This is a genomic window from Variovorax sp. BGA-UO-ETr-C22 (assembly GCF_059567965.1).
Window position 1 is genome coordinate 33,431 of the sequence record NZ_JCAQPA010000006.1, and the last position, 24,726, is coordinate 58,156.

The 24,726-nt window shown below is 68.1% G+C and carries 23 protein-coding genes; 6 read left to right on the forward strand and 17 right to left on the reverse strand.

Annotation, left to right across the window (positions count from 1 at the left end; genetic code table 11):
- Nucleotides 1-17: 17 nt before the first annotated feature.
- Both AC57B8_RS01865 and AC57B8_RS01870 read right to left on the reverse strand, forming a co-directional pair.
- On the reverse strand, nt 18-3,485 hold the full coding sequence (locus tag AC57B8_RS01865; RefSeq protein WP_496478477.1) for a molybdopterin-dependent oxidoreductase: 3,468 nt from the start codon (nt 3,483-3,485) through the stop codon (nt 18-20).
- Nucleotides 3,486-3,501: 16 nt separating this feature from the next.
- Nucleotides 3,502-4,980 (reverse strand): short-chain fatty acid transporter, encoded by a 1,479-nt coding sequence (locus AC57B8_RS01870; RefSeq protein ID WP_253252336.1) that lies wholly within the window; start codon nt 4,978-4,980, stop codon nt 3,502-3,504.
- Nucleotides 4,981-5,116: 136 nt separating this feature from the next.
- Between AC57B8_RS01870 and AC57B8_RS01875 the strand changes: the two genes are divergently transcribed.
- Nucleotides 5,117-6,058 (forward strand): LysR family transcriptional regulator, encoded by a 942-nt coding sequence (locus tag AC57B8_RS01875; protein ID WP_062471895.1) that lies wholly within the window; start codon nt 5,117-5,119, stop codon nt 6,056-6,058.
- 277 nt (nt 6,059-6,335) lie between these two features.
- On the opposite strand, the gene AC57B8_RS01880 is transcribed toward AC57B8_RS01875, so the two are convergent.
- From AC57B8_RS01880 to AC57B8_RS01890, 3 genes are read right to left on the reverse strand one after another with little or no spacing between them, the layout of a single operon-like run.
- Nucleotides 6,336-7,562 carry a class I SAM-dependent methyltransferase gene (locus AC57B8_RS01880; protein ID WP_496478478.1) on the reverse strand — a complete coding sequence of 409 codons (1,227 nt, stop codon included), beginning with the start codon at nt 7,560-7,562 and terminating at the stop codon, nt 6,336-6,338.
- On the reverse strand, nt 7,559-8,347 hold the full coding sequence (locus AC57B8_RS01885; protein WP_496478479.1) for a DUF1365 domain-containing protein: 789 nt from the start codon (nt 8,345-8,347) through the stop codon (nt 7,559-7,561). The genes AC57B8_RS01880 and AC57B8_RS01885 overlap by 4 nt, the downstream gene beginning before the upstream one ends.
- Nucleotides 8,344-9,729 carry an NAD(P)/FAD-dependent oxidoreductase gene (locus AC57B8_RS01890; protein WP_496478480.1) on the reverse strand — a complete coding sequence of 462 codons (1,386 nt, stop codon included), beginning with the start codon at nt 9,727-9,729 and terminating at the stop codon, nt 8,344-8,346. Before AC57B8_RS01890 ends, AC57B8_RS01885 begins: the two co-directional genes overlap by 4 nt.
- Nucleotides 9,730-9,915: 186 nt before the next feature.
- Between AC57B8_RS01890 and AC57B8_RS01895 the strand changes: the two genes are divergently transcribed.
- Both AC57B8_RS01895 and AC57B8_RS01900 read left to right on the forward strand, forming a co-directional pair.
- On the forward strand, nt 9,916-10,494 hold the full coding sequence (locus tag AC57B8_RS01895; RefSeq protein WP_496478736.1) for a sigma-70 family RNA polymerase sigma factor: 579 nt from the start codon (nt 9,916-9,918) through the stop codon (nt 10,492-10,494).
- Between the two features lie 2 nt (nt 10,495-10,496).
- Nucleotides 10,497-11,153, forward strand: a complete 657-nt coding sequence (locus AC57B8_RS01900) for a ChrR family anti-sigma-E factor (RefSeq protein WP_492738507.1) — start codon at nt 10,497-10,499, stop codon at nt 11,151-11,153.
- Here AC57B8_RS01900 and AC57B8_RS01905 read toward each other — a convergent pair.
- The 7 genes from AC57B8_RS01905 to AC57B8_RS01935 form a co-directional block, all read right to left on the reverse strand.
- On the reverse strand, nt 11,116-11,547 hold the full coding sequence (locus AC57B8_RS01905) for a DUF2177 family protein (RefSeq protein ID WP_496478481.1): 432 nt from the start codon (nt 11,545-11,547) through the stop codon (nt 11,116-11,118). The two genes, AC57B8_RS01900 and AC57B8_RS01905, sit on opposite strands and share 38 nt — an antisense overlap.
- Nucleotides 11,544-12,188: a DUF6134 family protein gene (locus tag AC57B8_RS01910; protein WP_496478482.1), complete on the reverse strand. Its 645-nt coding sequence runs from the start codon at nt 12,186-12,188 to the stop codon at nt 11,544-11,546. Before AC57B8_RS01910 ends, AC57B8_RS01905 begins: the two co-directional genes overlap by 4 nt.
- The gene (locus AC57B8_RS01915) at nt 12,185-12,976 is read right to left on the reverse strand and encodes a DUF1295 domain-containing protein (protein ID WP_496478483.1); all 792 of its coding nucleotides are present in this window, start codon (nt 12,974-12,976) and stop codon (nt 12,185-12,187) included. Before AC57B8_RS01915 ends, AC57B8_RS01910 begins: the two co-directional genes overlap by 4 nt.
- Entirely contained in the window at nt 12,976-14,025 is a 1,050-nt protein-coding gene (locus AC57B8_RS01920) for an SAM-dependent methyltransferase (RefSeq protein ID WP_496478484.1), read from the reverse strand. The genes AC57B8_RS01915 and AC57B8_RS01920 overlap by 1 nt, the downstream gene beginning before the upstream one ends.
- A 367-nt stretch (nt 14,026-14,392) precedes the next feature.
- The gene (locus AC57B8_RS01925) at nt 14,393-15,355 is read right to left on the reverse strand and encodes a homocysteine S-methyltransferase family protein (RefSeq protein ID WP_496478485.1); all 963 of its coding nucleotides are present in this window, start codon (nt 15,353-15,355) and stop codon (nt 14,393-14,395) included.
- A 192-nt stretch (nt 15,356-15,547) separates the two neighbouring features.
- The gene (locus AC57B8_RS01930; protein ID WP_235926458.1) at nt 15,548-15,667 is read right to left on the reverse strand and encodes a LuxR C-terminal-related transcriptional regulator; all 120 of its coding nucleotides are present in this window, start codon (nt 15,665-15,667) and stop codon (nt 15,548-15,550) included.
- A 137-nt stretch (nt 15,668-15,804) separates the two neighbouring features.
- Nucleotides 15,805-16,401, reverse strand: a complete 597-nt coding sequence (locus AC57B8_RS01935) for a TetR/AcrR family transcriptional regulator (RefSeq protein WP_496478486.1) — start codon at nt 16,399-16,401, stop codon at nt 15,805-15,807.
- Between the two features lie 136 nt (nt 16,402-16,537).
- On the opposite strand from AC57B8_RS01935, the gene AC57B8_RS01940 reads away from it, so the two are divergent.
- Nucleotides 16,538-17,479, forward strand: coding sequence for a DMT family transporter (locus AC57B8_RS01940; protein ID WP_496478487.1), 942 nt, complete (start codon nt 16,538-16,540; stop codon nt 17,477-17,479).
- A gap of 70 nt (nt 17,480-17,549) precedes the next feature.
- Here the strand turns inward: AC57B8_RS01940 and AC57B8_RS01945 are convergent, their stop codons facing one another.
- The 4 genes from AC57B8_RS01945 to AC57B8_RS01960 are packed head-to-tail and all read right to left on the reverse strand — an operon-like array spanning nt 17,550 to nt 21,469.
- The gene (locus AC57B8_RS01945; RefSeq protein WP_496478488.1) at nt 17,550-18,683 is read right to left on the reverse strand and encodes a glycosyltransferase family protein; all 1,134 of its coding nucleotides are present in this window, start codon (nt 18,681-18,683) and stop codon (nt 17,550-17,552) included.
- 8 nt (nt 18,684-18,691) lie between these two features.
- Nucleotides 18,692-19,453, reverse strand: a complete 762-nt coding sequence (locus AC57B8_RS01950) for a hypothetical protein (RefSeq protein ID WP_493191902.1) — start codon at nt 19,451-19,453, stop codon at nt 18,692-18,694.
- A complete protein-coding gene (locus AC57B8_RS01955; protein ID WP_496478489.1) occupies nt 19,443-20,441 on the reverse strand; it encodes a hypothetical protein in 999 nt (332 codons plus the stop codon). Before AC57B8_RS01955 ends, AC57B8_RS01950 begins: the two co-directional genes overlap by 11 nt.
- Entirely contained in the window at nt 20,438-21,469 is a 1,032-nt protein-coding gene (locus AC57B8_RS01960; RefSeq protein WP_496478490.1) for a glycosyltransferase family 2 protein, read from the reverse strand. The genes AC57B8_RS01955 and AC57B8_RS01960 overlap by 4 nt, the downstream gene beginning before the upstream one ends.
- 96 nt (nt 21,470-21,565) lie before the next feature.
- Here AC57B8_RS01960 and AC57B8_RS01965 point away from each other — a divergent pair, with 96 nt between their 5' ends.
- Together AC57B8_RS01965 and AC57B8_RS01970 are read left to right on the forward strand one after the other, a co-directional pair.
- The gene (locus AC57B8_RS01965) at nt 21,566-22,906 is read left to right on the forward strand and encodes a UDP-glucose dehydrogenase family protein (protein WP_496478491.1); all 1,341 of its coding nucleotides are present in this window, start codon (nt 21,566-21,568) and stop codon (nt 22,904-22,906) included.
- A 61-nt stretch (nt 22,907-22,967) separates the two neighbouring features.
- The gene (locus AC57B8_RS01970) at nt 22,968-23,990 is read left to right on the forward strand and encodes a hypothetical protein (RefSeq protein WP_496478492.1); all 1,023 of its coding nucleotides are present in this window, start codon (nt 22,968-22,970) and stop codon (nt 23,988-23,990) included.
- Nucleotides 23,991-24,124: 134 nt separating this feature from the next.
- Here the strand turns inward: AC57B8_RS01970 and AC57B8_RS01975 are convergent, their stop codons facing one another.
- Nucleotides 24,125-24,724 carry a TetR/AcrR family transcriptional regulator gene (locus AC57B8_RS01975; protein WP_496478493.1) on the reverse strand — a complete coding sequence of 200 codons (600 nt, stop codon included), beginning with the start codon at nt 24,722-24,724 and terminating at the stop codon, nt 24,125-24,127.
- Between the last annotated feature and the right edge of the window lie 2 nt (nt 24,725-24,726).

The following is a 24,726-nucleotide window of genomic DNA, read 5'->3' on the forward strand; positions in this document are numbered from 1 at the left end:
AGTGAAAATGCCGGCCGTCATGCCTCAAGCACCACGTCTTCGAGTGGAACGGCCTGGCAGGCCAGGCACACGGCCGGGTCTTCCGGTTCGCTGCCGTGCAGATGGCGCACCTTGCCGCTCAGCACGCGCACCGCACAGCTCTCGCACTGGCCCACACGGCAGCCGCTGGCCATCTGCACGCCGAGCGATTCGCCAAAGGTCAGCAACGTGCCCTGCCGGGGCGTCCACGTTGCGGGGGCGTGGCCCGAGCGCGCGAAGCTGACGGTGAAGCGCTGGTCGCCGTCGGCGGGCGGCGTGGTGGGCGAGCGGAAGACCTCGCTGAAGATGTCGAAGCGCGGAACGCCCCGCGCCACGAGGCCGGCGGTCACCGCGTCCATCATGGCCGGCGGTCCGCACAGGTAGAAGCGGGCGCGCTGCGCGATCAACGCGTCGTCCACCACGCTCGCGTCGATGAAGCGGTCCGACTGGTAGTCGATGCCCTGGCGCTCCTGCGGCCGTGGTGCGTTGTAGTGGTCGACAACCTGCAACTGCGGCAGCCGCGCGCAGTGCTGCGCAATGCGCTCGCGAAACGCGTGGGTCGTGCTGTTCTGGTTGGCGTAGTAGAGCCAGATGGCCGGCCCCTGCGCGCCGTCGGGCAGCGATTCGAGCAGGCTGATGAAGGGCGTGATGCCGATGCCGCCCGCGAAAAAGACCAGCGGCTGCGGCGAGTGGCGCGGCAGCACGAAGCCGCCGGACGGCGCCCGCAGCGAGAGGGTGTCACCGACCTTCAGCGCGCGGTGCAGATGGCTCGACACGCGCCCCTCGTGCGGCGTGCCGTCGGCCGAGCGGCCGCGCTGGTGGCGCACGGCCACGCTGTAGCTGCGCCGGCCCGGCACCTCGGCCGCGCCCGTGAGCGAGTAGGCGCGCGTGACCTGCGTGCCGTCGTCCAGATGCAATTGCATCTCGATGTGCTGACCGGGGCGGTAATCGGGCAGTTCGCTGTCGTCGACCGGCTCGAAGTGGATGCCCAGTACACCGTCGGCCTCAGGCCGCAGCGCGCTGATGCGGAAGGGGCGGTAGCCGGACCACTTTCGCTGCCGCATCTCTGTGGCCGGGTCGCGTTCGATGTCGCAGAGAAACGAGCGATGCGGCACCGAACCGCTCACCGGATCGCAGCTGTCAGCGGATATCAGCGCGTTGAAGTTGCTGCCCAACGCGCCTTCAATCGGCAGGCCATCGCGGTCGAGCTCGGGGCAGCTCTGCCACCAGCCGAACTCGGCCACGATGACGTCGTCCGCCAGTTGGGGCGTGACGCGTGCGACGAAGCGGGCCTCGCCCACGCGCGTGCGGACGCGCATCCAGTCGCCGTCCACGATGCCCTTGGCGGCCGCGAGCGCGGGGCTCAATTCGGCCACCGGATCGGGCGCGCGCTTGCGCAGCGAGGCCAGACTGCGGTGCTGGCTGTGGCAATAGAAGCCGTTCTTGGCCGAACTCAGCACATAGGGAAAGCGGCCCTGGCGCGTGGCCTTCGCATCGCGCGGCGTGTCTGCCGGTTCGACGAAGGTGGCGACCGGCGGCTGGCCGTGGCGCAGCAGGGTTTCGGAATAGAGTTCGACGCGTCGCGTCGGGGTGTCGAAGCCGCGCACGCCGGTGGGCGTGGCGCGGGCGTACTTCTGCTCGCTCGCGTCGATGGCGCAGGCCATGCCTTCGGGCCGGGCACGCAACTGGTCGACCGTGAGGCCGAGCGGCTCGAGCATGTGGTTCCAGCCCGCGTCGAGGCTGCCACCGAAGAAGTCGCCCCCCATGCCCAGGCGAACGGCCAGGTCGAACAGCACGTCGTTGTCGGCGCGCGATTCACCGCGTGGCGTCACCATGCGCTGGCGCAACTGCACCCAGCCGGCCGCACGGTCGTCGATCTCGAAGCCGATGCGCAGGCCCTCGCGCTCCCAGGGTGTATTGACCGGCAGCAGGATGTCGGCGTACCGGGCGGCGGGTGTTTCGAACAAATCGCAGTGCACGTGGAATTCGAGCTGCGACAGTGCCTGGTGCGCGAGCGCGCTGTCGGCCTGCGACACGGGCAGGTTGGTGCCGAAGGCCATCATCGCGCGCACCCTGTAAGGCTCGCCTTCGAGAATCGCGCGGTAGGTGTCGCGCGCCGTCACCCAGCCGTGCGCGGGAGGGCCGATCGGGCGCTGCGCCAGACCGAGGGCCTTGGCGCGCTGCGCGTCGGGCAGCAGTGAGAGCGAGTTGACGGCGTTGACGCGCGGACCGACGCGAACGCGGTTCGCACCGATGCGGTCGAAGCTGCCGCACAGCGCATACAGCGTGGCGACTGCGCGCTCGGCTTGCGTCGCGTTGGTGTGCTGGCCGATGCCGGTCCAGGCGTGATAGGCCACGCGGCGGCACGTGCCGAAAAGATCAGCGACCGCGCGCAACGAAGCCTCGGCAACGCCGGTGATGCGTTCGACATTCGACGGCGTGTAGGCGGCACAGCCCTGGGCCAGCAGTTCGAAGGCTGGCGCACACGACAGGCGATGTGCGCCCACGTCGATCTCGACCGCGCCGCGCAGGCGGAAGTGGGCGGCGTCTTGGGTTTGCGCCGCCTGCTCGGTGTCATAAGGCACCGCGCGGTCCAGTGCGTCGTTCCACGCCACGAAGCGGTTGCCCTGGGCATCGGGCCACAGGTCCTGCTCGCGCAGGAAGTGTCCGTTGTCGCTGCGCACCAGCAACGGTGCATTGGTCCACGCGCGCACGAAACCTTCGTCGAAGCGCGCGTCCGCGATCAGCAGGTGGATCAGCCCCAGCGCCAGTGCCGCATCGGTTCCGGGCCGCACGGGCAGCCAGGTGTCAGCCTGCCGCGCGAGCGCCGTGGGGCGCGGATCGATCACCACCATCTTCGCCCCGTTCGCGCGGCCTCGGCCGATCGCATTGGCCTGCGCCAGCCAGGTGTTCGCGGGGTTGTGACCCCACAGCACGATCAGTTCGGCCTGCGCGTAGTCGGCCGCGGGCATGCCGCAGCCGAAGGTGAAGGCGTGCGCGAAGTCCTTGTGCCAGTTGCAGACCTCGGTCGCGTAGCAGATGTTGGGGCTGCCGAAGAGGCGCACGAAGCGCTCGATCCAATCGATGCTGTCCGTCAACGGCGTGCCGCTGGGCGTGGTCACGGCGAACACCACAGACTCGGCACCGCTCTCGGCCTTGATGGCACTCAGGCGCTTGGCGGTCTCGGCCAGTGCCTCGTCCCAGCCGATGCGCACCCAGCCCGGATCCGCCTCGGTCTTAGGCCTCGTGCGGCGCATCGGGTAGCGCAGCCGGTGCGGGCTGTGCACCAGCTCGGGCGCAGCCTTGCCCTTCATGCACATCGCCTGGCCGGTGGGGTGCGAGGCGTCGGGCTTCACCGACACCAGCATGTCGTCACGCACCTCGTTGAGCGTGCCGCAGCGCGAACGGCAGAGTGTGCAGTAGCCCTGCTTGGTTTGCGTGGGCGCCGTCGTCGTCATCACTTGCATCCGGTATCTGCGCGGCTCAAGGCATCACCGGCGCGACATAGCTCAGCGTGCGACCGAAGGCCCAGAGCATGAAGAGCACCAGCGGCGCATGCACCAGCAGTTGCAGGAAGGTAAAGCCCACGATGTCGCGTGCCTTCAGCGACAGCACACCCAGAAGCGGCAGCATCCAGAACGGGTTGATCAGGTTGGGCAGTGCCTCGGCCGCGTTGTAGACCTGCACGGCCCAGCCCAGGTGGACCTTCAGGTCGTTGGCCGCTTGCATGACGTAGGGCGCCTCGATGATCCACTTGCCGCCACCCGAGGGAATGAAGAAGCCCAGCACGGCGGAATACGCGCCCATCACCACGGCGAAGCTGTCGACGCTGGAGATGCTCACGAACAGATGCGCGATGCGGTCCGACAGCGTGATGCCTGCGTCGCCCTTGGCGCCGGTCAACATGGCCGCGATGGCACCGTACAGCGGGAACTGGATGATCACGCCCGCCGTCGACGGCACTGAGCGCGACACCGCGTCGAGAAAGCTGCGCGGGCGCCAGTGCAGCAGCAGCCCGATCATGAGGAACAGCAGGTTGTAGGTGTTGAGGCCCGAGATCGCGATCAACGGGCTCTTGGCCATGAACTCCTGCGCCAGCCAGCCGAAGCCCAGCGCGCACAGGAGCAGCGTGAGCAGCGGGCTGCGCTCGAACCACTCGCCGGGGCGGCGCTCGGCGGACTCGGCGGAAGCGGGCTTGGCCTCCGTGAGGTCCACGCCCAGGTCCTGCGCCGTGACCGCGTGCTTCGCGTCGGGCGCCGACCACAGCGCGATGGCCACCGACACGACCATCAACACCAGCGCCATGGCGACCGACTGCCACAGGAAGATGGTCTGGCTGAACGGGATCACGCCGGTGATGTCCAGAATGCTCTTGGGCAGGCTGCTGGCATTGGCCTGCAACTGCGCTGCCGACGAGCTGAGCCCCAACGCCCAGGTCGCGCCCATGCCGAGGTAGGCCGCCGCGCCGCCGGCGCGGTAGTCCATGCGCAGGTCGAGTCGGCCGGCCAGCGCGCGCACATAGAGCGCGCTGAAGATCAGCGAGATGCCCCAGTTGAAGAGCGACAGGATCATGCTGATCGCGGCCACGTACGCGATGGCCTGGCGCCCCGACACGGGCAGTGCGGCCAGCTTGCGGATGAGTCGCGCAGCCGGCGGCGAGGTCGCCACCACGTAGCCGCCGACGGCCACCAGCGCCATCTGCATCGTGAAAACAATGAGGCTCCAGAAGCCGTCGCCGAAAGACTTGGCCACCGCTTGCGGGCTCGACCCGTTCAGGAGCGCGGCGCCCGCGACCACCACCACGGCGATGGCCGCGAACACGAAGGCGTCGGGAAACCAGCGCTCGGCCCAGGCGGTGAAGCGCAGGCCCAGGCGGCTCAACAGGCCGGCATCGGTCGAGGCCTCCTGGGGTACAGGAGGGTGGGCGCCGTGTCCGGCGGAAGTGTGTGATGTCGATGGCATGGGGGTCTCCTGCTACTGCTGCTGGAACGGTGGGCGTCCTCGTCACACGCCTGACATGGCGTGCTGCTCGGATGTTAGGAATTGCCATCGACAATTCATAATCTCTATTTTCAATAGAGCGATATAGGATGAATCTATGTCGATAACGATCAAGCAGCTGCAGCACTTCGTGGCCGCAGCGCACACGGGGCAGGTGTCCCGCGCAGCCCAGCGCTGCTATGTGAGCCAGCCGTCGCTGACCACTTCGCTCAAGAACCTGGAGTCGACGCTGAAGGTGCAGCTCTTTACGCGGCACTCCGACGGGCTGCGGCTCACGGTGCAGGGCGAGGGCTTTCTTCGGCACGCGGAGCACATGCTGCACACGCTCGATGCGGCGGTGGAGGAGACGCGCAACTCGGTGTCCTCGGTCGAGGGGCGGGTGCAGATCGCCATCACCGACACCGTGTCCGAATACATGCTGCCCAAGATCATCGGCGCGATGCGCAGGCAACTGCCGTTGGTCGAATTCGAGCCCGTGGAGCGCAACCGGCTCGAGATCGAGAACGGCTTGCGCAGCGGCGAATTCGACCTGGCCGTGGTCCTGGTGTCGAACCTCTCGCGCGCGCCGGACATCCGGCGCGAGAACCTGCTGAAGTCGGAGCGCCGTCTGTGGACTTCGTTCGACCATCCGTTGGTGGCGCAGAAGTCGGTGTCGCTGCGCGAGATCGCGCAGATGCCCTTCGTGCTGCTGGACATGGACGAGCACGTGGACACCGTGGGCCGCTACTGGAGCGCGATGAAACTCAAGCCCAAGGTCGTGTTCCGCACCAAATCGATCGAGGCCGTGCGCAGCCTCGTCGCACAGAACGTGGGTGTGACCATCCTGTCGGACCTGGTGTTTCGCCCCTGGTCGCACGATGGCGGGCGCATTCGCAGGACGGTGGTGTCGAGTGCGGTGCCCTCGATGGACCTGGGGCTGGCCTACCGGCGCGGAGCCGTTCTTTCCGAAGCTACGGCAGCCTCTGCGAGTACCTTGCGCTTGCTGGCCAAGACGCTGACGAGAGAGTCACAGCCGCGGATGGATGACGAGCCGCTGTAGCTTTCGAGTGGGCCGCTTCCTGCGACACGCATGGCAGGCGTGGGGTGAGCGACAGCTACCGGCAGTTGTCGCCCAGTCATCGAAGGCGGGCTTATCGCAAGCCAGAAGAATCGCGTCCAGGACCGCGTCTCTGGCGGCCTCATCGGCATTGTCCCGGCAGGCCGCGCAATACGGGCAGCAGTTGCTGCGTTCGCACAGGATATTTCAGAACAGCCGGAATTGCGGTGCGTCACCCTGTTAAGAAGAAGGAAGGGGGCGGCCGCACTGCGCCGACCGATCAGGCAGTTCCGGCTTCAGCCACGCGCAACCGGTAGAGACCGACGTCGACGAGCCCCGCGTGGAAGCCGGCCTCGCAGTAGGAGAGGTAGTAGGTCCACAAGCGCTTGAACGCGGCGTCGAAGCCGAGTGGCTCGATCTGCGGCCAGGCGGCGAGGAACCGGCGACGCCACTCTGCCAGGGTTCGCGCGTAGTCCTTGCCGAAGCAGCGAGAAGCCTCGATCACCAACCCTGCGCGTTGCGCCTGTTCCCGCAGCACGCGCGGACTGGGCAGCATGCCGCCGGGAAAGATGCAGTGCTGGATGAAATCGGTCCCCTGGCGGTAGCTGTCGAACTGTGCATCGGCGATCGTGATCGCCTGCAGCACCACGACGCCACCGGGCTTGAGGCGCTCGCGCAAGGTGGCGAAGTAGGTGGGCCAGTAGGCCTCGCCGACGGCCTCGATCATCTCGATGGACACGATGCGGTCGAACCGGCCCTGCACGTCGCGGTAGTCCTGCAGCCGCAGGTCGACCCGGTCGGCCACGCCCCAGTCCTGCGCGCGTTCGCGGGCGAAGGCCAGTTGCTCGCTCGACAGCGTGACGCCGGTGACGCGCGCTTCGTGCCGGCGGGCCAGGCTCGCGGCCAGCGTTCCCCAGCCGCAGCCGATCTCGAGCACGTCGCCCCCTTGCGGGGTGTCGAGCATGTCGGCGATGGCAGCGAGGCGGCGCGCCTGGGCGGCTTCCAGCGTGTCGTCGTCGGCGTCGCTGAACATCGCGCTCGAATACAGCATGCTGTCGTCCAGCCAGTGCCGATAGAACGTGTTGCCCAGGTCGTAGTGGAACGCGATGTTGTGCCGGCTTCCGCGCCGGCTGTTGCTGTGGGTCAGGTGCCGCAGCCGCGCCGCCCAGCGCGCCAGCCCGCGCCCCTTGAGCAGCGATCCCCAGGCCGACTCGTTGGCCAGGCCGAATTCGAACAAGGCCAGCAGGTCCGAACTTTCCCACTCGCCATCGCGAAATGACAGGGCCAGGCCCAGATCGCCTTGCAGAGCCAGGCGCAGCAGCGGGCGCCAGCTCAGCAGGCGCAGGCTCGCGTGCGGCCCGGGTTCGCGGCCGGCCACGTCGATGCAGCGGCCGCCCGGAAGGCTCAAGCTCAGCCGGCCGAAACGCGTGCGGGCCAGCAGCCGGCGCAGCGGCGAGAAGAACGGCGCGGCACCGAAGGCGGGGGCGGAAGGCGTGGTCAGGCTCATGGGGTCTTGCTCGAAGAAACGATGGTGAGGTCGCGCTCGGGGGCCGCCGGTCGCGGGTGCAGCGGCACGCGCTTGATCCACAGCCGCAGGGCCTGCCAGTGGATGGCGGCCACCACCTTGAGGGTCAGCAACGGATGGGTGACGAACACGCGCAGCAGCGCCAGGTCGCTCAAGGGCGCACGCTGGCCGTCGAGCCGCGCATTGAGCACGGCGCCCGCCGCGTCGTGCACGCTGATGCCGACCGAGACCGCCTCGCCCGGCGGCGCGATGCGAAAGCGGTAGTGCAGGTCCATGCCGTTGAAGGGAGAGACGTACATCTGCTTGTCGCAGTGCTGCTCGACGATGGACGCGCCGTCATCAGCGACCGGGATCAGGTAGCTGTGCCGTTGCCCGAAGGTGTTGTTGACCTCGTACAGCAGCGCCTGCAGCGCGCCGCCGGGTGCATGGCAGAACCAGACGCTGAGCGGGTTGAACACATGGCCGAGCAGCCGCGGCATGGCCAGCAGCCGGATCGCGCCGCCGGTCGGAAGTCCGGCCTCGCGCAGCCGCGCTTCCACCTGGGCCCGCAGGTCGCGGCCCGAGCCGTCGCCATGGTCGGCGGCATGGAAGCTGAACAGGTTGAACCGGTCCACCGAGAAGCAGCGCAACCGGGCGTGCAGTTGCGGCAGTTCGTCGATGTCGATCAGCAGGTTGTAGACCCGGTAGCTCAGCCGATGCCGCTTCGGCCGCAACCGCTGGTGCATGACGCGTCCGATGTAGAGCGCCGAGCCTTCGTGCGCGTTCATGAGGCGACGGTCTGCGCGCCTTGCGGCAGATGGATGCGCCCGGACTCCTGCGCCACGCGCCAGGGTCGGCGCACGCCGCCGAGCGCTTCGGCGACGGCCAGGCCGGCCTGCAATCCGTCCTCGTGGAAGCCGGCGCCGAAGTAGGCGCCGCAGAACCAGGTGCGGCGCTGGCCCTGCAGCTGCCACAGCTGGCGCTGCGCGGCCATGGCCGCGGCATCGAACAGCGGGTGGTCGTAGACCTCGGTGCGGATCAGGTGCTCGGGCCGCAGGTCGATCGCCGGGTTCAGGGTCAGGAACAGCGGCTCGGCCGCCGCGCCCTGCGGCAGGTGGGGCTGCAGCCGGTTCATCCAGTAGGTCACCGTCGGGGCCGCGCCGCTGCCGCGCGTGCCGAGGTAGTTCCAGCTCGACCACACGGCGCGCCGCGCCGGCATCAGGGCGGGGTCGCGGTGCAGCACGGCCAGGTTGCGGCTGTAGGGCAGGGCACCGAGCAGGGCACGCTCGGCACCGGTGGGCGCGTCGAGCAGCGCCAGCGAGCGGTCCGCATGGGTGGCCAGGACCACCTGGTCGAAGCGCTCGGGCCACCAGCCGGCGCTGGTGCGAAGCCGCACACCTGCCGGCTCGCGATGCAGTTCGAGCACGGCCCGGTCCAGCTGGATGCGGTCGGCGAAAGGCTGGCTGAGGCGCTGTACGTATTCGCGGCTGCCGCCCACCACGGTGCGCCAGACGGGGCGGCCGCTGATCTGCAGAAGCCCATGGTTCTCGCAGAACCGAACAAAGGCGGCCACCGGATGGTGACCCACCTGCGCCGCTGGCGTGGACCAGATGGCCGCAGCCATGGGGTAGAGGTGGTCGTCGCGAAACGCGCGGCCATAGCCGTGGGCATCCAGGTAGTCGTCGAGCGCCTGGTCGCCTGCGACCTGCGCATCGCGCGGAGCTTCGCGGTAGAACCGCAGCAGGTCGCGCAGCATGGCCCAGAAGCGGGGGCGCGCCAGGTTGCGCTTTTGCGCGAACAAGCCGCGCAGGTCGGTGCCGGCGTATTCGAGCCCGCCAGCGTCCAGGCTCACTGCGAACGACATGTCCGAGGCCGCGGTCGGCACGGCCAGGTGCTGGAACAACGCGGTGAGGTTCGGGTACGCGGGCTCGTTGTAGACGATGAAGCCGGTGTCCACCGGCACCGGGCCTTCCCGGCCTGGCGCGTCCACGGTATGGCTGTGGCCGCCCAGCCGGGGCTCGCTCTCGAACACCGTGACCTCGTGGCGCTGGGACAGCAGCCAGGCGCAGGACAGGCCCGAGATGCCGGTGCCGACGACGGCGATGCGCTGGCCGGAGGGCACCGAAGTAGGCATCGGCAAGGCGGCAGGCGGGGCGAGAAGAGGCAGCATGGGGAGCCTTTGGCGAGTCTTGCTGCCCTGTACGCAGAAAACGGTCATTTGGATTACCCGCGTGCCGCTGCGATGATCCGAACGCCGCTCCCTTGCGTATGACAGGACATGGCCGTCGCTCCCGATCCGTCCAACCCCAGTGCGGGCACTCCGGTGCCCCGCGGTCGCCGAGCGTCCGTCTTGACCGTGGTCTCCCCCGATTCCCAGCCGTTTCCTCGCGCCGACGATCTCTGGGCCCAGGCGATGGTGGCCGTGGCGCAGCGGCAGGACCGGGACGCGTTCGCGCAGCTGTTCTCGCATTTCGCGCCGCGCGTCAAGCACTACCTGATGCACAGCGGCAGCCCGGCCATCCAGGCCGAGGAACTGGCCCAGGAAGCCCTGGTCACCGTCTGGCGCAAGGCCGCGCTGTTCGATCCGGCCCGGGCGGCCGCTACGACCTGGATCTTCGCCATCGCGCGCAACCTGCGTGTGGACGCGCTGCGGCGGCGCCAGGGTGTGCAGTCGTCTGAAGACGCAGTCGACTTCGACCTGCTCCTGTCGGACGAGCCGGCTGTCGAAGACCAGCTGCACGACGCGCGCCTGAACGAACGCCTGCGCGGCGCGCTGCGCCAGCTTCCGCCCGAGCAGCAGCAGGTGCTGCACCTTTCCTATTTTGAAGACGCGCCGCATGCCCGCATCGCGGCCCAGCTGTGCATTCCGCTGGGCACGGTGAAGTCGCGCGTGCGCCTGGCGGTCGCCCAACTGCGCCGCCTGCTGGAACATTGACGATGGACATCCGACACCACCCCGACGACGACCTGCTGCTGGCCGGGTCCTCCGGCCACTTGCCGGCTGGCATGCGACTGGTCCTGGCCAGCCACCTGGAACTGTGCCCGCTGTGCCGTGAGCGCGCGCGCGCACTCGATGCCGTGGGCGGCATCCTGCTCGATGGCCTGGAAGCGGTCCCGCTTGCCGATGACGCGCTGTCGCGCACCTGGGCCCGGATCGATGCGCACGAAGGCGCTGAACCCGCCCCCGTGCGGGTCAGCGCGCCCCCGCCGCTGCCGCCCGGTGCGCGCTGGCCGCGCGCGCTCGCTCATTGCAGTGCCACGCCCTGGCGCTGGATCGGCCCCGGCATGCGCTGGAGCCGTGTGACCGTGCCCGAGGCCCCGGAGGCCAACGTCTTTCTTCTGCGCATCGCGGCGGGCAAGTACCTGCCGCAGCACACGCACCAGGGGCAGGAGTTCACCCAGGTGCTGCACGGCCGCTTCCACGATGGCCGGGCCTTGTTCGGTGCCGGCGATTTCGATGCGGCCGATGCCGAGATCAACCACCAGCCGGTGGTCCAGGACGGCAGCGAGTGCATCTGCCTGGCCTCGCTGGACGGCCGGCTGCGCTTCGACGGGGCTATTGCGCGTTTCTTCGGCGCGCTGGTCGGGATGTGAGGCGCGCCGCGACCCACGCCGACACGCCGCTCACGGCCGTGCCCCATGCCAGGTCGGCGGCCGTGACGGCCCAGGGCCAGTCGCGCAGCGTGGCCTGGTTCGTCAGGTCATAGGTCGCGTAGGCCACGAGCCCGAGCAGCGCGCCGCGACGCAACGCCACGGCGGGCTCGCCAGCCTCCAGTGCCGGCGCGATCGCCAAGACGACCAGGCCGACCAGGTAGAGCGCATAAAACAGCGCCGCCGCCGTCCAGTCCACCTGCGGCGCCATCAGCGCACCGAGCGCGGGCTGGTACAGGCGCGGCCCCATGACCGACAGCCAGATGGCGTCCAGCACCAGAAAACACACGAGCGCCCACAGGTAGGCAGCGAGCAAGGTACGCGGGGATGGCTTCATGGGGTGCTCCGTGCAGGAGAGGTCAGTCGGTAGCTCAATTGGCGATCGCCCTTGGTGTCAGCGTCGAGCCCGATCCAGCGTCCGCTGTCGGCGGCATACCAGATGCGGATGCGCTGCTGCGCCGCCTGCAGTCGCCAGCCGCGCGCCCGCACGGGCTGACCGCGGACCTCGAGGGTCGCATCGGGCAGCGGCTCGAAGCGGACCGGCTCGACCTTGCCCGTCTGGGGATCGATCAGGCGCTGTTGTTTCACCAGCCGGGGATTCCAGTAGGCAAAGCTCATCGGGCAGTCGCCGTCGAAGCGCTGCGCGATCTGCTGGCGGGTGCCGTCGTCGTCGGTCTCGGCGCGCAGCTCACGCAGGCAGTCGCCGGCCCAGCGCTCCTCGGCCTGGTGCCGGTAGCGGTAGACCGGGATGCCGAGCACGCGCACGGTGAACAGGGCACGACTGTCGACGCTGCGCGTCGCCGCCGTGCCGCCGACGACAAAGCGATGGGTCCCGATCGGCTTGCCATCGAGCGTGGCGGTGAAGTGCCATTCGCCCGTTTCCTCGTCACCTTCCTGTGCCGCGGCCAGGCAGGTCGTCTGCGCCAGCATCAGCCCCAGCATCAGCCCCAGCATCAGCCCCAGGGCGCTGTGCTTCATGGCCGGGCGCCGCGCCGCGGCGGCCAGGGAATGAAGGCGCTGGTGCGTGCCGCGTAGCTGCGGTAGGCGGGCCGGCGCTCGGCGATGTCGTGCTCCAGCAGCGACACGCCCGACACCTTGAGCAGCAGGACGGTCATCAGCAGCGGAGACACCAGGCACCACGCCACCGCCCATCCGCCCGCTGACAGCGCTGCCAACCCAAGGCCCCACCAGACGCAGGCCTCGCCGAAGTAGTTGGGGTGGCGCGACCAGGCCCAGAGGCCGCGGTCCATCACCGCATCCTCGCGGCGCGGGTTGCACAGGAAGCGGGCGAGCTGGGCGTCGGCCACGGCCTCGAAGACCACACCGCCGCCGGCCAGCAGCAGGGCCAGCACGTCCAGCCAGGACAGGGGCGACGGGTGCGCGAACGCGGCCAGCAGCGGCCAACCGACGATCCATGCCAACACCGCCTGGAGCCCGAACACGAGGTAAAGGCTTTTCAGGCCGAAGTGTGGTTCGTTGCGCGCACGCATGGCCTGGTAGCGGCGGTCTTCGCCGTGGCCCCAGTTGCGACGCCCGATGTGCAGCGCCAGCCGGCAAGCCCATACCAGCAGGAGCCCGAGCATCCAGATGCTGCGGGCGTCGAGCGCGCGGGCATGGGCGCCGGCGTAGGCAAGGGCAGGCGCCGCGATCATCAGGGGCCAGATCCGGTCCGCCAGGCTGGCGTCGCGCACCACGACGCTGAACACCCAGACCGGCAACGCCAGGCCGAGGGCGATCGCCAGGCCCAGGCAGGCGAGCGACAGCATCACCGTTTCTCGAACAGGTAGTGGCCGACCCACCACTGGCCGCCCTCGGCGTAGCCGAAGAGTTCTTCCACCGAAATGAAGAAGAGCCGCCAGCGGGTCCACCACACCGGCGCGTCGCGCTCTCCGTAGACGGCGGCCAGCAGGGGCATGAGAGTGGCCCGCCGGGCGTCCATGTGCGCCAGCCAGGCGGCCGAGGTCCGCGCGTAGTGGCGGCCATCCCAGCGCCAGCGGTGCAGCAGGCGCAAGTCATCCTGGCAGCGCAGGGCGAGATCGTCGCTCGGCATCATGCCGCCGGAGAAAAAGTGGCGGCTCATCCAGTCGCTGGCATCGCGCTCCTCGAACGGGTAGGGCGCTTCGCGGTGAACGAAGACGTGCATGAAGAACCGCCCCTGCGGTTTCAACCAGCGGGCCACATGCGAAAAGGCGCGCGGCCAGTTGCGCAGGTGCTCGAACATCTCCACCGACACCACCCGGTCGAAGCGCTCGCCGGTCTCGAAATCATTGAAGTCGCAGGTGATCACCTCGAGGTTGTCCAGGCCGCGTGCGGCGGCCTCGGTCGTAATGAACAGCCGCTGCGAATGCGAATTGGAGACCGCCGTGATGCGGGCGCGCGGGAAGTGTTCGGCCATCCACAGGCTCAGCGAACCCCAGCCGCAGCCCAGCTCCAGAATGCGCAGCCCGTCTTCCAGGCCGGCGCGCGCGCAGGTCTCGGCCAGGGCCGCCGCCTCGGCCTGCTCGAGCGTCTGCACTCCTTCAGGCCACCAGCAGCAGCTGTACTTCCGGTGGGGGCCCAGCACGCCTGTGAAGAACTCAGCGGGCAACTCGTAGTGCTGCTCGTTGGCTTTTTCGGGCAGCAGGGCCAGCGGTGCCTCCTGCAGTCCGTCGAAAAATGCCTCCGAACGCAGGGCGACGGCTTCCGGGTCGCCGCTGTCCAGCTCGACCAGGCGCTGGCGCAGCAGCCGCCGCACGCCCAGCCGAACGGCGCCGTCGGGCACCAGGCCTTGTTCAACCCAATGGATGGCAGTGGAGGTGCTCGAGGCTTGGGGCATGGCGGTGAGTGCAGGAGGAGAGTCTCTTCTTCCTACGCCAGGCCGGCCGCAATGGATCACTGTTCGTCGGCTTCAGCGCACGGGGACTGAGGCGACGGTGCGAAGTACGGCGGTCGGACACTTGGCGGCGTCACAGGCCAGGCCCACTATTTCTGGACAAACTGGACATGCACCGCGAGAGCTGCGAAGCGGACGTAGCTGTGCACACGGCTCCCGGCGTCAAGAGAGGGCTGAGCCCGCGCCTACGCTGATTTCACGAGGCTTGATGCATCGGCGTGTGGCGCGACTGGCCGACGATCCGGATCGCAGACGCAGGGGCCGTCTGAATCGCCGGATGGGCGGGCGGGTGCAAACCCTGAGTGAACGGCTAGACCACGCCCCGGAACAAGGGCAGGCAGGCCATTGCAAGCTGTTTGATGTGGCGGTCGTCGGTGCCGCAGCAGCCGCCCATGACATTGAGGCGCTTCAACCGGTGCATCTTGAGCGCGGCATAGGCCTGCCCCAACTCCACCGGGTCGCCCGCATCCAGTTCGGGCGCCTCGTTCAACTCGGCATGGCTCATCCTGGAGGCGTTCGCGCGCAGACCGCGAATCCGCTCGGCCCACGGCGCGTCGCCATGCACCACCTGCTGGAAGTGGCTGGGGTGGGCGCAGTTGATCATGAAGTAGGCCGGATAACCCGCGGTGGCGCCGTCCACCTGCTGGATGGCATCCGCCAGGGACTGCCCCGTCGGCAGCCTGCCATCGGTCTCCACCGTGAAGGAAATGACGACGGGAATGTTCGCCTGCTTCGCTGCCAGCGCGATCCCCGACGCCTCTTCGACGTAGTTCATGGTGATGGCGGTCACCAGGTCGGCCGCGGTGCCGGCGAAGGTCTCGACCTGCGCACGATGGTAGTCCTGCGCTTCGCGCACCGACATGGCACGGTCCGGGACATAGCCGTCGCCGCGAGGTCCGAGGCATCCGCTGATGACGATCGGCGTCCGGCGAGTCTGGTAGGCATCGCGGACGTCCTCCAGCAGAGCCACCAGCTGCCGGTTGACCGCCGCGAGCTCCTCGGGGCCGTAGCCCAGCCTGCTCCCCCAGTCTGGATTGGACCGCCAGGTTGCCGTTTCCAGAATCAGCCCGACGTCGAAGCTTCTGGCCAGCGCCGCGTAGGTCCGGAAATACTTCCGCAGCACTCTTTCGCCTTCCGGCGTTCGGAGCAGGTGAAAGGCGGCAAAGTCGGGAAGTTCCTGCCCCTCCAGAAAGATCAGGGTGGTCTCGATGCCGCCGTCGGTCATGAAGAAATCATCGCCGAGCTGCGGCAATGCGCTCCTGTAGGTTGCCATCGCTGACTCCTCTCATTCGGGTGTCCGAATGGCCGCAGCCGCCAAGGCGCCGGGCCCGCGAAGCGGATGATGACAGTGAGCGCCTCGCGGGCCAAGTGCATGGCCGGCAGCGCGCCTTCCTCCCCCTTCAGGCTTCGGCTGTCGAGCAACTGCCGGTGGCGGTCACTCGAAGCCTGACGGAGGGGCTGGAGTTCACGGAGTGATCTCTCCGGATCGGATGGCCATGCGTACAGCTCCGGCTGTCGTCGTGACCCCCAAACGTCGGCGGACACGCCGCAGGTGATTCTCGATGTTGCGTTCGGAAAGGCCCATGCTGGATGCAGGCTTCCGCCGGCCGCTTTCCGGCAGCCATCCAGCGCATGACCGTTTGTTCGCGCGGAGTCAGGCGATGCTCGAACCGCTGAGCCTTTCCGGTCGACGCCTGCACCCGGCGGCTCCGTGCAACGGCGTCAGCTCGTTCGGCGCTTCACATTCGGAACCAAGGCCTTGATCACCGCGTCGGCCATCCGATGCAGAGACGGCGCGTTCTGATAAACCCGCTCCATCACTGCCAGGCCTCGGGTGAATGTGATGACAACCTGCGCGGTTTCCTTGGGGGACAGCGAAAGCTGTGTCGACATATCCCCCTTCGACATGGCTGCTGAGACGACGCCCTGGAGCTCATCGAGCAACTGACGCAGCCGTTCCTGGATGCGTGGGCCTGCACCATCGACCTCCGTTGCTGTCTTCGTGGTGAGACAACCCCGAGGCGGTACGCCTTGCGTCATGTTGGCGATCGCGACCTTGAAGAAGGCGCGCAACGCCGCCTCTGCGCGCGGTTTGTCGAGGGCTGTGCGCGCGTTGTCCAGAAACCTGGTGGCGTAAGCCTCGAAGGCCAGCAAGAACAGTTCCTCCTTGCCGCCATAGGCGTGATAGAGCGAACCGCGCTGCACATCGGCGGCCTCTGCCAGATCGGCCATGGACGTGGCCCGCCAGCCTTTTTGCCAGAACACGTCCAGCACGGCGTCCAGCACCTTGGCCTCATCGAACTGCCTGACTCCTGCCATGAGAAATCCTCGCGCTTTCTATTTTTGACAACGACGTCAAACTTGACAATACTGTCAATGATAATCCGTCCGCCATGCAGGCGATGACCGCGGCGCCAGGCAAGAAACTTCCATCGTTCTGAAGGAACCCCAATCGATGACTCGGCTTTCTGCCTCACCGCCAGTTTCCCAACTCGGCATCGATCGTCGATGGGTGGGTGTGCTGTTCGGACTCGCTTCGGCCCTGATCTGGGGCGCCTTTCCGGTCGTGACTCGCTTCGGGCTGACTCACACGGCCTTGGACGTCTACGACATCACCTGCATCCGGTACACGGTCTCGGGCGTGATGCTGCTGCCGTTTCTCGTACGACGAGGTCTCATGGGGCTGAGCTGGACCGCCATCGCGCTCATGACCGCCGGCATTGGCGCGCCCTACATGCTGGTGGTCGCCTTCGGCCTCGGCATGGCGCCGGTGGAGCAGTTCGCCGTGGTCACGCCTGGCAGCATGATCCTGTTCTCCGCGCTCATCAGCGCCTGGGGACTCGGCGCCAGGCTCTCGCGCAGGGAGACGGCGGGCATTGCGCTGATCATCCTCGGGGTCGCGTTGGTCGGCTTCCACAATTTCAGCGCCGTCCGCTCCTCGCCGTGGGCCTACCTGATCTTCCTGCTGGGCGGGCTGCTGTGGGCCATCTACACCGTCTCGTCCAAGCAGTTCTCTGCATCGGCGCTGCACGCCACCGCCATCGTTTCGGTGTTCTCGATGATCATCTACCTGCCCGCCTACCTCGCGACGCGCGGGCTGCACCTGTTGCAAGCGCCGCTGGGCGACATCGGTGTGCAGGCGTTCTATCAGGGGGTCATGGTCTCCACGGTGGCCTTGTTCTTTTTCAGCAAGTCGGTGCAGATTCTGGGTGCAGCTGTCGGTGCCACGTTCGCTGCACTCGTTCCCGGCGCGGCGACGCTGCTCGCCCTGCTGGTCCTTGACGAGCGGCCCAGCGCCACAGCCATTGCCGGGCTGGTCATCGTCACAGGCGGCATGACGGCGATGCTGATACAGCAACGTCGATCCTCGTCCCCCGTTGAATCCAGGGAACATTGAGTCCCTGAACCCGGCAATTTTCCGTCGAGGAGTTTCTGCATCGAAGGGCGCGGCGGCCTCCGTGCTTCATTCATCGAACAGGCGGCGCAGCCGCGAGGCCGTGGAGCAGCACCGTCCAGTGCTGGAGTCGGGCCATGGCGGCCGCGCGGCCTTCCTGCGCCGCTTGTGGACCGCTGCCGTCCTCGGCCAGCGCGATCAGTTCGTGGGCAGCCGTCGTCACGGCCCGCGCGAAGTCCTCAGTGTGGCCTCGCCACACCACGATGCGATGGTGCAGGCCCATTTGCGCGGCGCGCTGCGCATTGATCGCCTGCTCGGGCTGGTCGGTCAGGAGCAGGAGGATCGGCTTGCGGTACACCGCCGCGACCGACAGCGCCGCCATGCCGGGCGCGGAGACGATGAAGGCGCTGCGTGCGGCCCGCTCGATCCAGTGCTCGTCCTGCGCGTGCCAGCCCGCGCGCTGCGCATAGCCTTCGCCGACGAGATGCGTCGGCGTGCGCGCCTCGGCCAGCCCGCGCTCCAGGCCGTCGGCCAGTGCGGCTTCCTTGAAATGCGGGTTGAGGTACACGGCGGCCTGCGGCGCGAAGTCGTCGTGCGAGTCCGTGTCGGCGCCCACGATGGCCACCGGCGTAGCGAGTCGGTGACTGCCGCGTCCGTCGGCCTGCGGCTCGCCGTAGGCGAAATCGTGCGCGATGCGCGCGCGGCTGCGGTCGATCTGCCACGCGACGATGCGGCCGAAGATGTTCGCCATCCACGCCGGCATGCGCCCGCTGAAGTTGGTCTGCAGCGCATGCCGCAGGCTCGCGCCGTACACATGCACCACCTTGCGCCGCCAGACCGGCATCCAGCCCATGAACAGCAGCGCGGGGTGGAAGGAGTCGTTCACCACCAGGTCCGCATCGCGGAACCACGCGCGCAGCCGAAGGATGTCGCGCAGCATGCGCTCCGGGCGGAACACGTAGTGCGCCACGTTGCGGTCGGTTTCGCGGCGCAGCATGTTCTGCTCGCGGTCGAACTGCACCGCGTAGTGGCGCGAGAGCACCGGCGCCTCGATGCCGAAGCCGGCAAGAAAGCGCGCGCCTTCATCGGAGGTGGTGAGCACCTGCACGCTGGCGCCCGCGGCGCGCAGCGAATGCGTGAGCAGCTGCGCGCGCATCAGGTGGCCGCGCGCGTCCGCCGTCGCAAGGTAGACGATGCGCGGCGGCATCGACGGACTCAGGCCGCCACCGGCCGCGCACGGCCGGGGCGCAGGCGCAAGGCCACGCCCGCGAGGTACATGCCCAGCGCGCCGGTGATGCCGAAGCCGCGCTCGGTGTCGCGCACCTCGCGCATCAGCTGCGCGAGCCGTGCTTCCTCATGCGGCGCCACGCAGCGCTGCAGCGTGTGGCTGCACAGGCGGATGTGGCGGTCTTCGTCGGCCAGCACGCGTGTGAGCAACGGGTGCAGCGCGTGCCGCGGTCCGATCAGCGCGCAGTGGCGCTGCAGGATGCGCGAGGCCATCTGCTCGGCGGCGAGGCCGATCGCATACGCCGGCACGAGGCCACCGTGCGCGAAGTGCGGTGCATGGCGCTGGATGAGGCGCTGCCAGCGCGCGAGCTTGCGTTGGCTCAGCCAGTCGGGCTGCGGTGCCTCTTCCGGTGATGCGGCCGCCTGCGCGGTGCCGCCGCGCGCGACGATGGCGTCGGCGAAGAGCCGCGCATGCAGTTGCTCGTCGGCCAGGTGCTGGTCGAGCTGGCGCGTGAGCCACTCGGGCGCGTTGGTGCGCAGCTCGCGCTGCAGCGCCTGCTCGGACGATTCCTCGCCGATCAGATAAAGGCGCAGCAACATCACTTCACCGGCGCGGCTCGCATGCATCTGGCGCAACGCGGCGCGCTTGATGTGGTGCACCAGCCGGGCCTGCAGCGCCGGCCAGCCACGCAATTGCGGCGGTGCGAGGCAGTCGAACGCCGCGTTCGCCGGGGCGGTGTCAGCGTCCATCGGTTTTTTTGGTCACCGGGGTCTGCGGCTGCAGTTGCTGCCAACCGAGCACGAGGCCGATGAAACTGCCTTGGAGGAAGGCGCGCGCCGATGCATCGGCACCGGCGAACTCGCGCTGCTGGCCGTCGTAGCGCACGTAGCCCTTGCCGCCCGCGGCACCGAGCACCAGCTTCTCGTTCTTGTGGAAGCCGCGCTGCATCAGCGGCAGCAGCAGCGACTGCGATTCGAGGCCATAGAGGAACAGGTCGCGCTGCACCACCTGGCGCGGAATCTGCCCGCTCAGCGCCTGCAGCTCGAGCGACCAGTCGCCTTGCCGCATCGCCTCGGACAGCTCGCCGCCCTTGGCCGCAGGCGCGTGGAAATGCGCGCGGGCCACCGACTTGGAGGCACGGCTCAACCCCAGCCCGACAGTGATGTCCGCATCGGTGGCGCCGCCTTTGCGGTTGTCCCGCACCTGCACGAATTCGTTGGCGAGCCGCGCGGCGATCGAGGGCCTGGAGAGCGTCTCGGCGATCTGCGCCGGCGTGAGCACCACGCGCTCGGCGCCGCCCTCGATCACCACGACCTGGTACGGGTCGATGCGGATGTCGCTGAACTCGCCGCCGACGGGCGAGTGCGCATGGCTGCTCACCGACCACCCATTGCCCGAGCGGCTCAGCAGCGCATGGAAGGTCAGCGGCACGCGCTGGCCACTGTGGCGCGACTGGCCCGAGCCTTGCAGCAGTACGTCGCCCACGATGGTCTTCTGGCCGTAGCTGCGCGGGTTCGCAAAGCGCAGGGTGTGCGCCGCGCTGTCGAGTGCGGCGCGCGTGTCGGCGTCGTCGAGGGCGAGGCGGTTGCACTCGTTGGCGGGGCCCGCGAGCGCGGAGAAGGGGCAGCCGCTGTCGGACTTGAAGTTGAAGACGCCACGCCCGGTGAAGTCGGCGGCGCCCGCCGCGGTGCATGCACCGGCCAGCACCAGAAGGCCGAGGATGTTTTTCTTGTTCATGTCGGGCGATGGTACGAAAGCGCCTGCGCGTCCGCGTTCGTGCGGCCCGTCGTGTGCAGGCCGATGCCGCGCGCGAAGGCGCCCAGCATGTCGATGGCCGAGAAGCCCACGATCAGCGCCACGCCCGCGAGCCAGCGCAGGCCCCGCAGGGGCGGCAGGTCCTGGTGGTTGAGCGCGCGCATGCTGAAGCCCAGCCGCGTGAACAGCACGCACAGCGGCCCGATCGGCCCGCTCTTCGCAAGCCACTGCCAGCGCGCCGACACATAGCTGCGCAGGAGGTGCGGCGTGAGCGAATAGGTGTCCTGCCCGCGCATCCAGCGCAGCTTGAGCGCCTCGGCGCGCGTGTCGGGCAGGCGGTGTTCGGTGTGGGCCGCGGCCGCGTAGTGGATGGGCACGTTCGCCGCCTTCAGCCGCATGCCCAGCACCTGGCAGTGCGCGCGGTAGACGCCGTCGAGCGCCTGGTAGCTGTGCTGCTCGAACACGTCGCGGCGAAAGGCCACGTTGTTCGCGTAGAAGTTGCTCGTCGCGCCCGCGTGGTCGGCGTTGGGAAAGTACATGAAGTCGATGGTCGTGAGCGCGGTGCCCACGATGCTGGCCGCGTAGCTCGTGCGGCCGGCGACCACCGCGGGCGCATCGGCGCCGCGCGTGAAGGGCGTGAGCATCTGCAGCAGCCAGTCGTCGTCGGGCAGGCAATCGGCATCGGCGAACACCACGTGGTCGCAGCGCGCCGCATCGGTGGCCGCGAAGCCGACGTTCTTGGCGTCGTAGTAGCCGGTGGCGGCGTCGATGCGCACGAAGTCGATCGGGCGGCCCGCCAGCACGGTGACGGCCTCGCACGATGCGGCGCTCAGCCCGTCGTGCGTGATGACCACCTGGGCCAGGGCCGTGAGCGGCAGCTTCTGTTTGGCCAACAGGGCGATCAGGCGCTGCAGGCTGGTGCTTGTGGCGGCTTCGGCATCCGCTCCGCCGCGCAGGTTGTTGGTCTCCAGGACCAGCGCGCAACGCGCGGCAACGTGATCGGGCATCATCGAATTTTCCTGTCGGGACATTGTTTTGAAGGCTTGCATCCTGCTTTTATCTCACAACCGCCGCCGCTGCCAGTGCCTGAAGGGAGGGGCTTGCGCATGAAGCTCGCCATCTTCGGCGCCGGTTATGTGGGCCTCAGCTTCGCCGCCTGCATGGCCGAAGCGGGGCATGAGGTGCTGTGCGCGGATGCCGATGCCGGCCGCATCGAGGGGCTGCAGCAGGGGCGGATGCCGCTGCACGAGCCGGGGCTGGAGGCGCTGGTGTCACAAGGCCTTGCGGCAGGGCGGTTGCGCTTCACAGCCGACGAGCACGCGGCGAGCCTGCATGGCGACATGCTCTTCATCGTGGTCAACACGCCGGCCGACGCGCAAGGCGACGTCGACCTGCGACATGTGATGGCCGTGGCCCGCAGCATCGGGCAGCACCGGGACCGCGACGCCGTGGTCGTCTGCAAGTCCACCGCACCGGTCGGCACCGCTGAGCAGGTCGAGGCCGTGCTGCGCGCGGCGCTTTCGCAGCGCGGTGCGGCCCATCGGATCACGGTGGCCGTGAACCCCGAGTTCCTGCGCGAAGGCTCGGCCGTGCGCGATTGCCGGCAGCCCGACCGCGTGGTGATTGGTGCGACCGACCCCGCGGCCATCGACCTGCTGACACGGCTCTACGAACCCTTCGTGCGCGACCCGGCGAAGCAGCTGCTGGTGATGGACCGGCGCTCCGCCGAGCTCACCAAGTACGCCGCCAACGCGATGCTCGCGACCCGCATCAGCTTCATGAACGAGATGGCGCGCGTGGCCGAGCATGCGGGCGCCGACATCGAGATGGTGCGCCGCGGCATCGGCTCGGACCGGCGCATCGGCCCCGACTTCCTGCAAGCTGGCGCGGGCTATGGCGGCTCGTGCCTGGCGAAGGACGTGCGGGCGCTGCGGCATGCGGCCGATCGCGAGGGGCAGCCGCTGCGCATCCTCGCGGCCGTCGAGACCGCGAACCATGAGCAGAAGGGGCGCCTCTTCGACCTGATGACGCACCACTTCGAAGGCCGCATCGCGAACAAGACCATCGCCCTCTGGGGCCTGGCCTTCAAGCCCGACACCGACGACATGCGCGATGCGCCGAGCCTCGTGCTGCTGGAGCGCCTGTGGGCGGCGGGCGCGCACGTGCAGGTGCACGACCCGGCGGCGATGCCGAATGCGCGCGCCATCGTCGGCGAGCGCGCCGATGTGCGCTGGTGCGACACGCCCGAAGACGCCTTGCAGGGTGCCGACGTGCTGGCGCTCGTGACCGAATGGCCCGTATTCCTCCGCCCCGATCTGGCGCACATCGCCCGCACATTGACGGCGCCCGCGATCTTCGACGGCCGCAACCTCTACGACGCCTCCGAAGTCGAAGCCGCCGGCATCGCGTACTACGGCATCGGGCGCGGGCGGTCAGTGCGGCGCTGAATCGTCGTCAGCAGCATGCCGGTCATTCGCCGGCTTTTGATCCATTGAAAACGTCAACCCCATGTCGGAACGCATCGAACTGAAGCTTGATTGGACAAGAGAACAGGTCCGGCAACTGGCCGCAAACGGCGAGGTGTCCATCCTGCAATTTTCCGCCGCACAGGAGGTGCCGCCTTCGATGCTGGAAATCCTGAACGAAGATCTCTTCAGGCATCGGCCGGACATCACATGGCGGATGTATGGAAGCTACGCGCGTGTGTGCGATCTTTCTTGCCTGAGGCTCATGCCCCATGTCGAAAGGTTGAGCCTTGACTGCCTCACTCGGATCAGCAATGCGCATGCCGTAGAGGCCTTGCCGAAGCTGAAGGAGTTCGTCTTTGATGTGTACGAAGCAGAATCACTGGATGTGTTGAACGCAGTGCCCACGGACCTGCAAAGACTCCGAATCGGCAAGACGAAAACGAAGAAGACCGATCTTTTCGGGCTGGAGCGCTTTTCCCATCTGAGACGACTCGTTGTTGCCGGCCACACGCGAGGCCTCGAGGTGATTGGAAAGCTGTCGACCTTGAATGAGGTGTCCCTCATGGGGATGCCTCTGTCGAACCTGGTCTTTCTGCGGCATCTGCCCCACCTGCATACGCTTCAACTGGGATTCGGAAGCGCGCAGAACCTGGACACGCTTGCGGGCCTGAACGCCCTGAGACACCTGGCACTGCTGCGGATCAAGGATTTGTCGGACCTGTCAGTCGTCAGCCAACTGGAGACGCTGCAAAGGTTGACCGCGCAAGATCAGCCACACCTTGCCAGCTTGCCCTCGTTGGCTGCGCTCGAGGATCTGGCGCTGATCGTCCTCAACAACGTGGGGCTGAAGGACCTGAGGTGGGCGGCCTCTGCACCGGCGCTCGAAAGCCTGGCCATGTTTCAGATGCCAGCGCTGGCGCACGGTGACATCCAGAGTCTCCTGCGTCAGCCCGGCCCTCTGAGGCGGCTGATGGTGGGATTGAAAAGCGCCCGCGAGCACAAGCTCGCGCGACAGGCGATCGAGGAATCAGGCCTGTGGGACGATGGCGGATGGTGGCGGTGACATCGCGACCCTTGGTGTGGTCGTCGCATTGAACTGCGAGGTGACGTCTGTACTCATCAATTCGGAGACGGCCTGCATGAGCATGGCCGCACTGACCGGCTTGGGCAGCCCCACTCGCATATTCGGGCCAGCGCTCATTCCTGGCGCGCGTGGCTTTGGCGCACGGCTTGCAGGTACCCGTCCAATGCCAGCAGGACCTCCTGAACCATGACGTCCGCGCTCGGCAGGGCGGCGCTCACCAGCAGCGTCTGCTTCACCAGCGCATCGACGACGGTATAGGCGCCGAAGGCCACGCGCGCATCGTGCAGCCCTTCGGGCCAGTCCACCGCGCACGTCAGTGCCTTGCCGAAGAGGTTGACGTTGTGCTGGTACAGGCGGTTGTAGACGAGCTGCGGCGAGACGCGGCGCTCGATGGAGCTCAGCACCCGCCAACGCCCGCCGCCCTCCAGCATCGTGTGCACCTGGGTCTGCGCCAGCAGACGCGTGATCTCGCGCAGCGTGCGTTGGCCTTCTGCCTGGACGACGTCGTCCACCGCGCTGGACAGCGCGGTCGAGAGCTTGCGCACCCAGGTGCGCACGGTCATGGCCGCAACCGCTTCCTTGCCGGGGAAGTATTGGTAGACGCTGCCGACGCTGACGCCGGCCACGTTGGCGATGTCGCGCATCGACGTCTTCTCATAACCCTTTTCCAGCAGCAGGAGCACGAAGGCGTCCTGGATGGCGATGGACGTCATCC

Coding starts and splice junctions, on each gene's coding strand:
- AC57B8_RS01865 (WP_496478477.1), bottom strand. CDS start 3,485: ATGCAAGTGATGACGACGACGGCGCCCACGCAAACCAAGCAGGGCTAC.
- AC57B8_RS01870 (WP_253252336.1), bottom strand. CDS start 4,980: ATGCCATCGACATCACACACTTCCGCCGGACACGGCGCCCACCCTCCT.
- AC57B8_RS01875 (WP_062471895.1), top strand. CDS start 5,117: ATGTCGATAACGATCAAGCAGCTGCAGCACTTCGTGGCCGCAGCGCAC.
- AC57B8_RS01880 (WP_496478478.1), bottom strand. CDS start 7,562: ATGAGCCTGACCACGCCTTCCGCCCCCGCCTTCGGTGCCGCGCCGTTC.
- AC57B8_RS01885 (WP_496478479.1), bottom strand. CDS start 8,347: ATGAACGCGCACGAAGGCTCGGCGCTCTACATCGGACGCGTCATGCAC.
- AC57B8_RS01890 (WP_496478480.1), bottom strand. CDS start 9,729: ATGCTGCCTCTTCTCGCCCCGCCTGCCGCCTTGCCGATGCCTACTTCG.
- AC57B8_RS01900 (WP_492738507.1), top strand. CDS start 10,497: ATGGACATCCGACACCACCCCGACGACGACCTGCTGCTGGCCGGGTCC.
- AC57B8_RS01905 (WP_496478481.1), bottom strand. CDS start 11,547: ATGAAGCCATCCCCGCGTACCTTGCTCGCTGCCTACCTGTGGGCGCTC.
- AC57B8_RS01910 (WP_496478482.1), bottom strand. CDS start 12,188: ATGAAGCACAGCGCCCTGGGGCTGATGCTGGGGCTGATGCTGGGGCTG.
- AC57B8_RS01915 (WP_496478483.1), bottom strand. CDS start 12,976: ATGCTGTCGCTCGCCTGCCTGGGCCTGGCGATCGCCCTCGGCCTGGCG.
- AC57B8_RS01920 (WP_496478484.1), bottom strand. CDS start 14,025: ATGCCCCAAGCCTCGAGCACCTCCACTGCCATCCATTGGGTTGAACAA.
- AC57B8_RS01925 (WP_496478485.1), bottom strand. CDS start 15,355: ATGGCAACCTACAGGAGCGCATTGCCGCAGCTCGGCGATGATTTCTTC.
- AC57B8_RS01930 (WP_235926458.1), bottom strand. CDS start 15,667: ATGGGCCTTTCCGAACGCAACATCGAGAATCACCTGCGGCGTGTCCGC.
- AC57B8_RS01935 (WP_496478486.1), bottom strand. CDS start 16,401: ATGGCAGGAGTCAGGCAGTTCGATGAGGCCAAGGTGCTGGACGCCGTG.
- AC57B8_RS01940 (WP_496478487.1), top strand. CDS start 16,538: ATGACTCGGCTTTCTGCCTCACCGCCAGTTTCCCAACTCGGCATCGAT.
- AC57B8_RS01945 (WP_496478488.1), bottom strand. CDS start 18,683: ATGCCGCCGCGCATCGTCTACCTTGCGACGGCGGACGCGCGCGGCCAC.
- AC57B8_RS01950 (WP_493191902.1), bottom strand. CDS start 19,453: ATGGACGCTGACACCGCCCCGGCGAACGCGGCGTTCGACTGCCTCGCA.
- AC57B8_RS01955 (WP_496478489.1), bottom strand. CDS start 20,441: ATGAACAAGAAAAACATCCTCGGCCTTCTGGTGCTGGCCGGTGCATGC.
- AC57B8_RS01960 (WP_496478490.1), bottom strand. CDS start 21,469: ATGATGCCCGATCACGTTGCCGCGCGTTGCGCGCTGGTCCTGGAGACC.
- AC57B8_RS01965 (WP_496478491.1), top strand. CDS start 21,566: ATGAAGCTCGCCATCTTCGGCGCCGGTTATGTGGGCCTCAGCTTCGCC.
- AC57B8_RS01970 (WP_496478492.1), top strand. CDS start 22,968: ATGTCGGAACGCATCGAACTGAAGCTTGATTGGACAAGAGAACAGGTC.
- AC57B8_RS01975 (WP_496478493.1), bottom strand. CDS start 24,724: ATGACGTCCATCGCCATCCAGGACGCCTTCGTGCTCCTGCTGCTGGAA.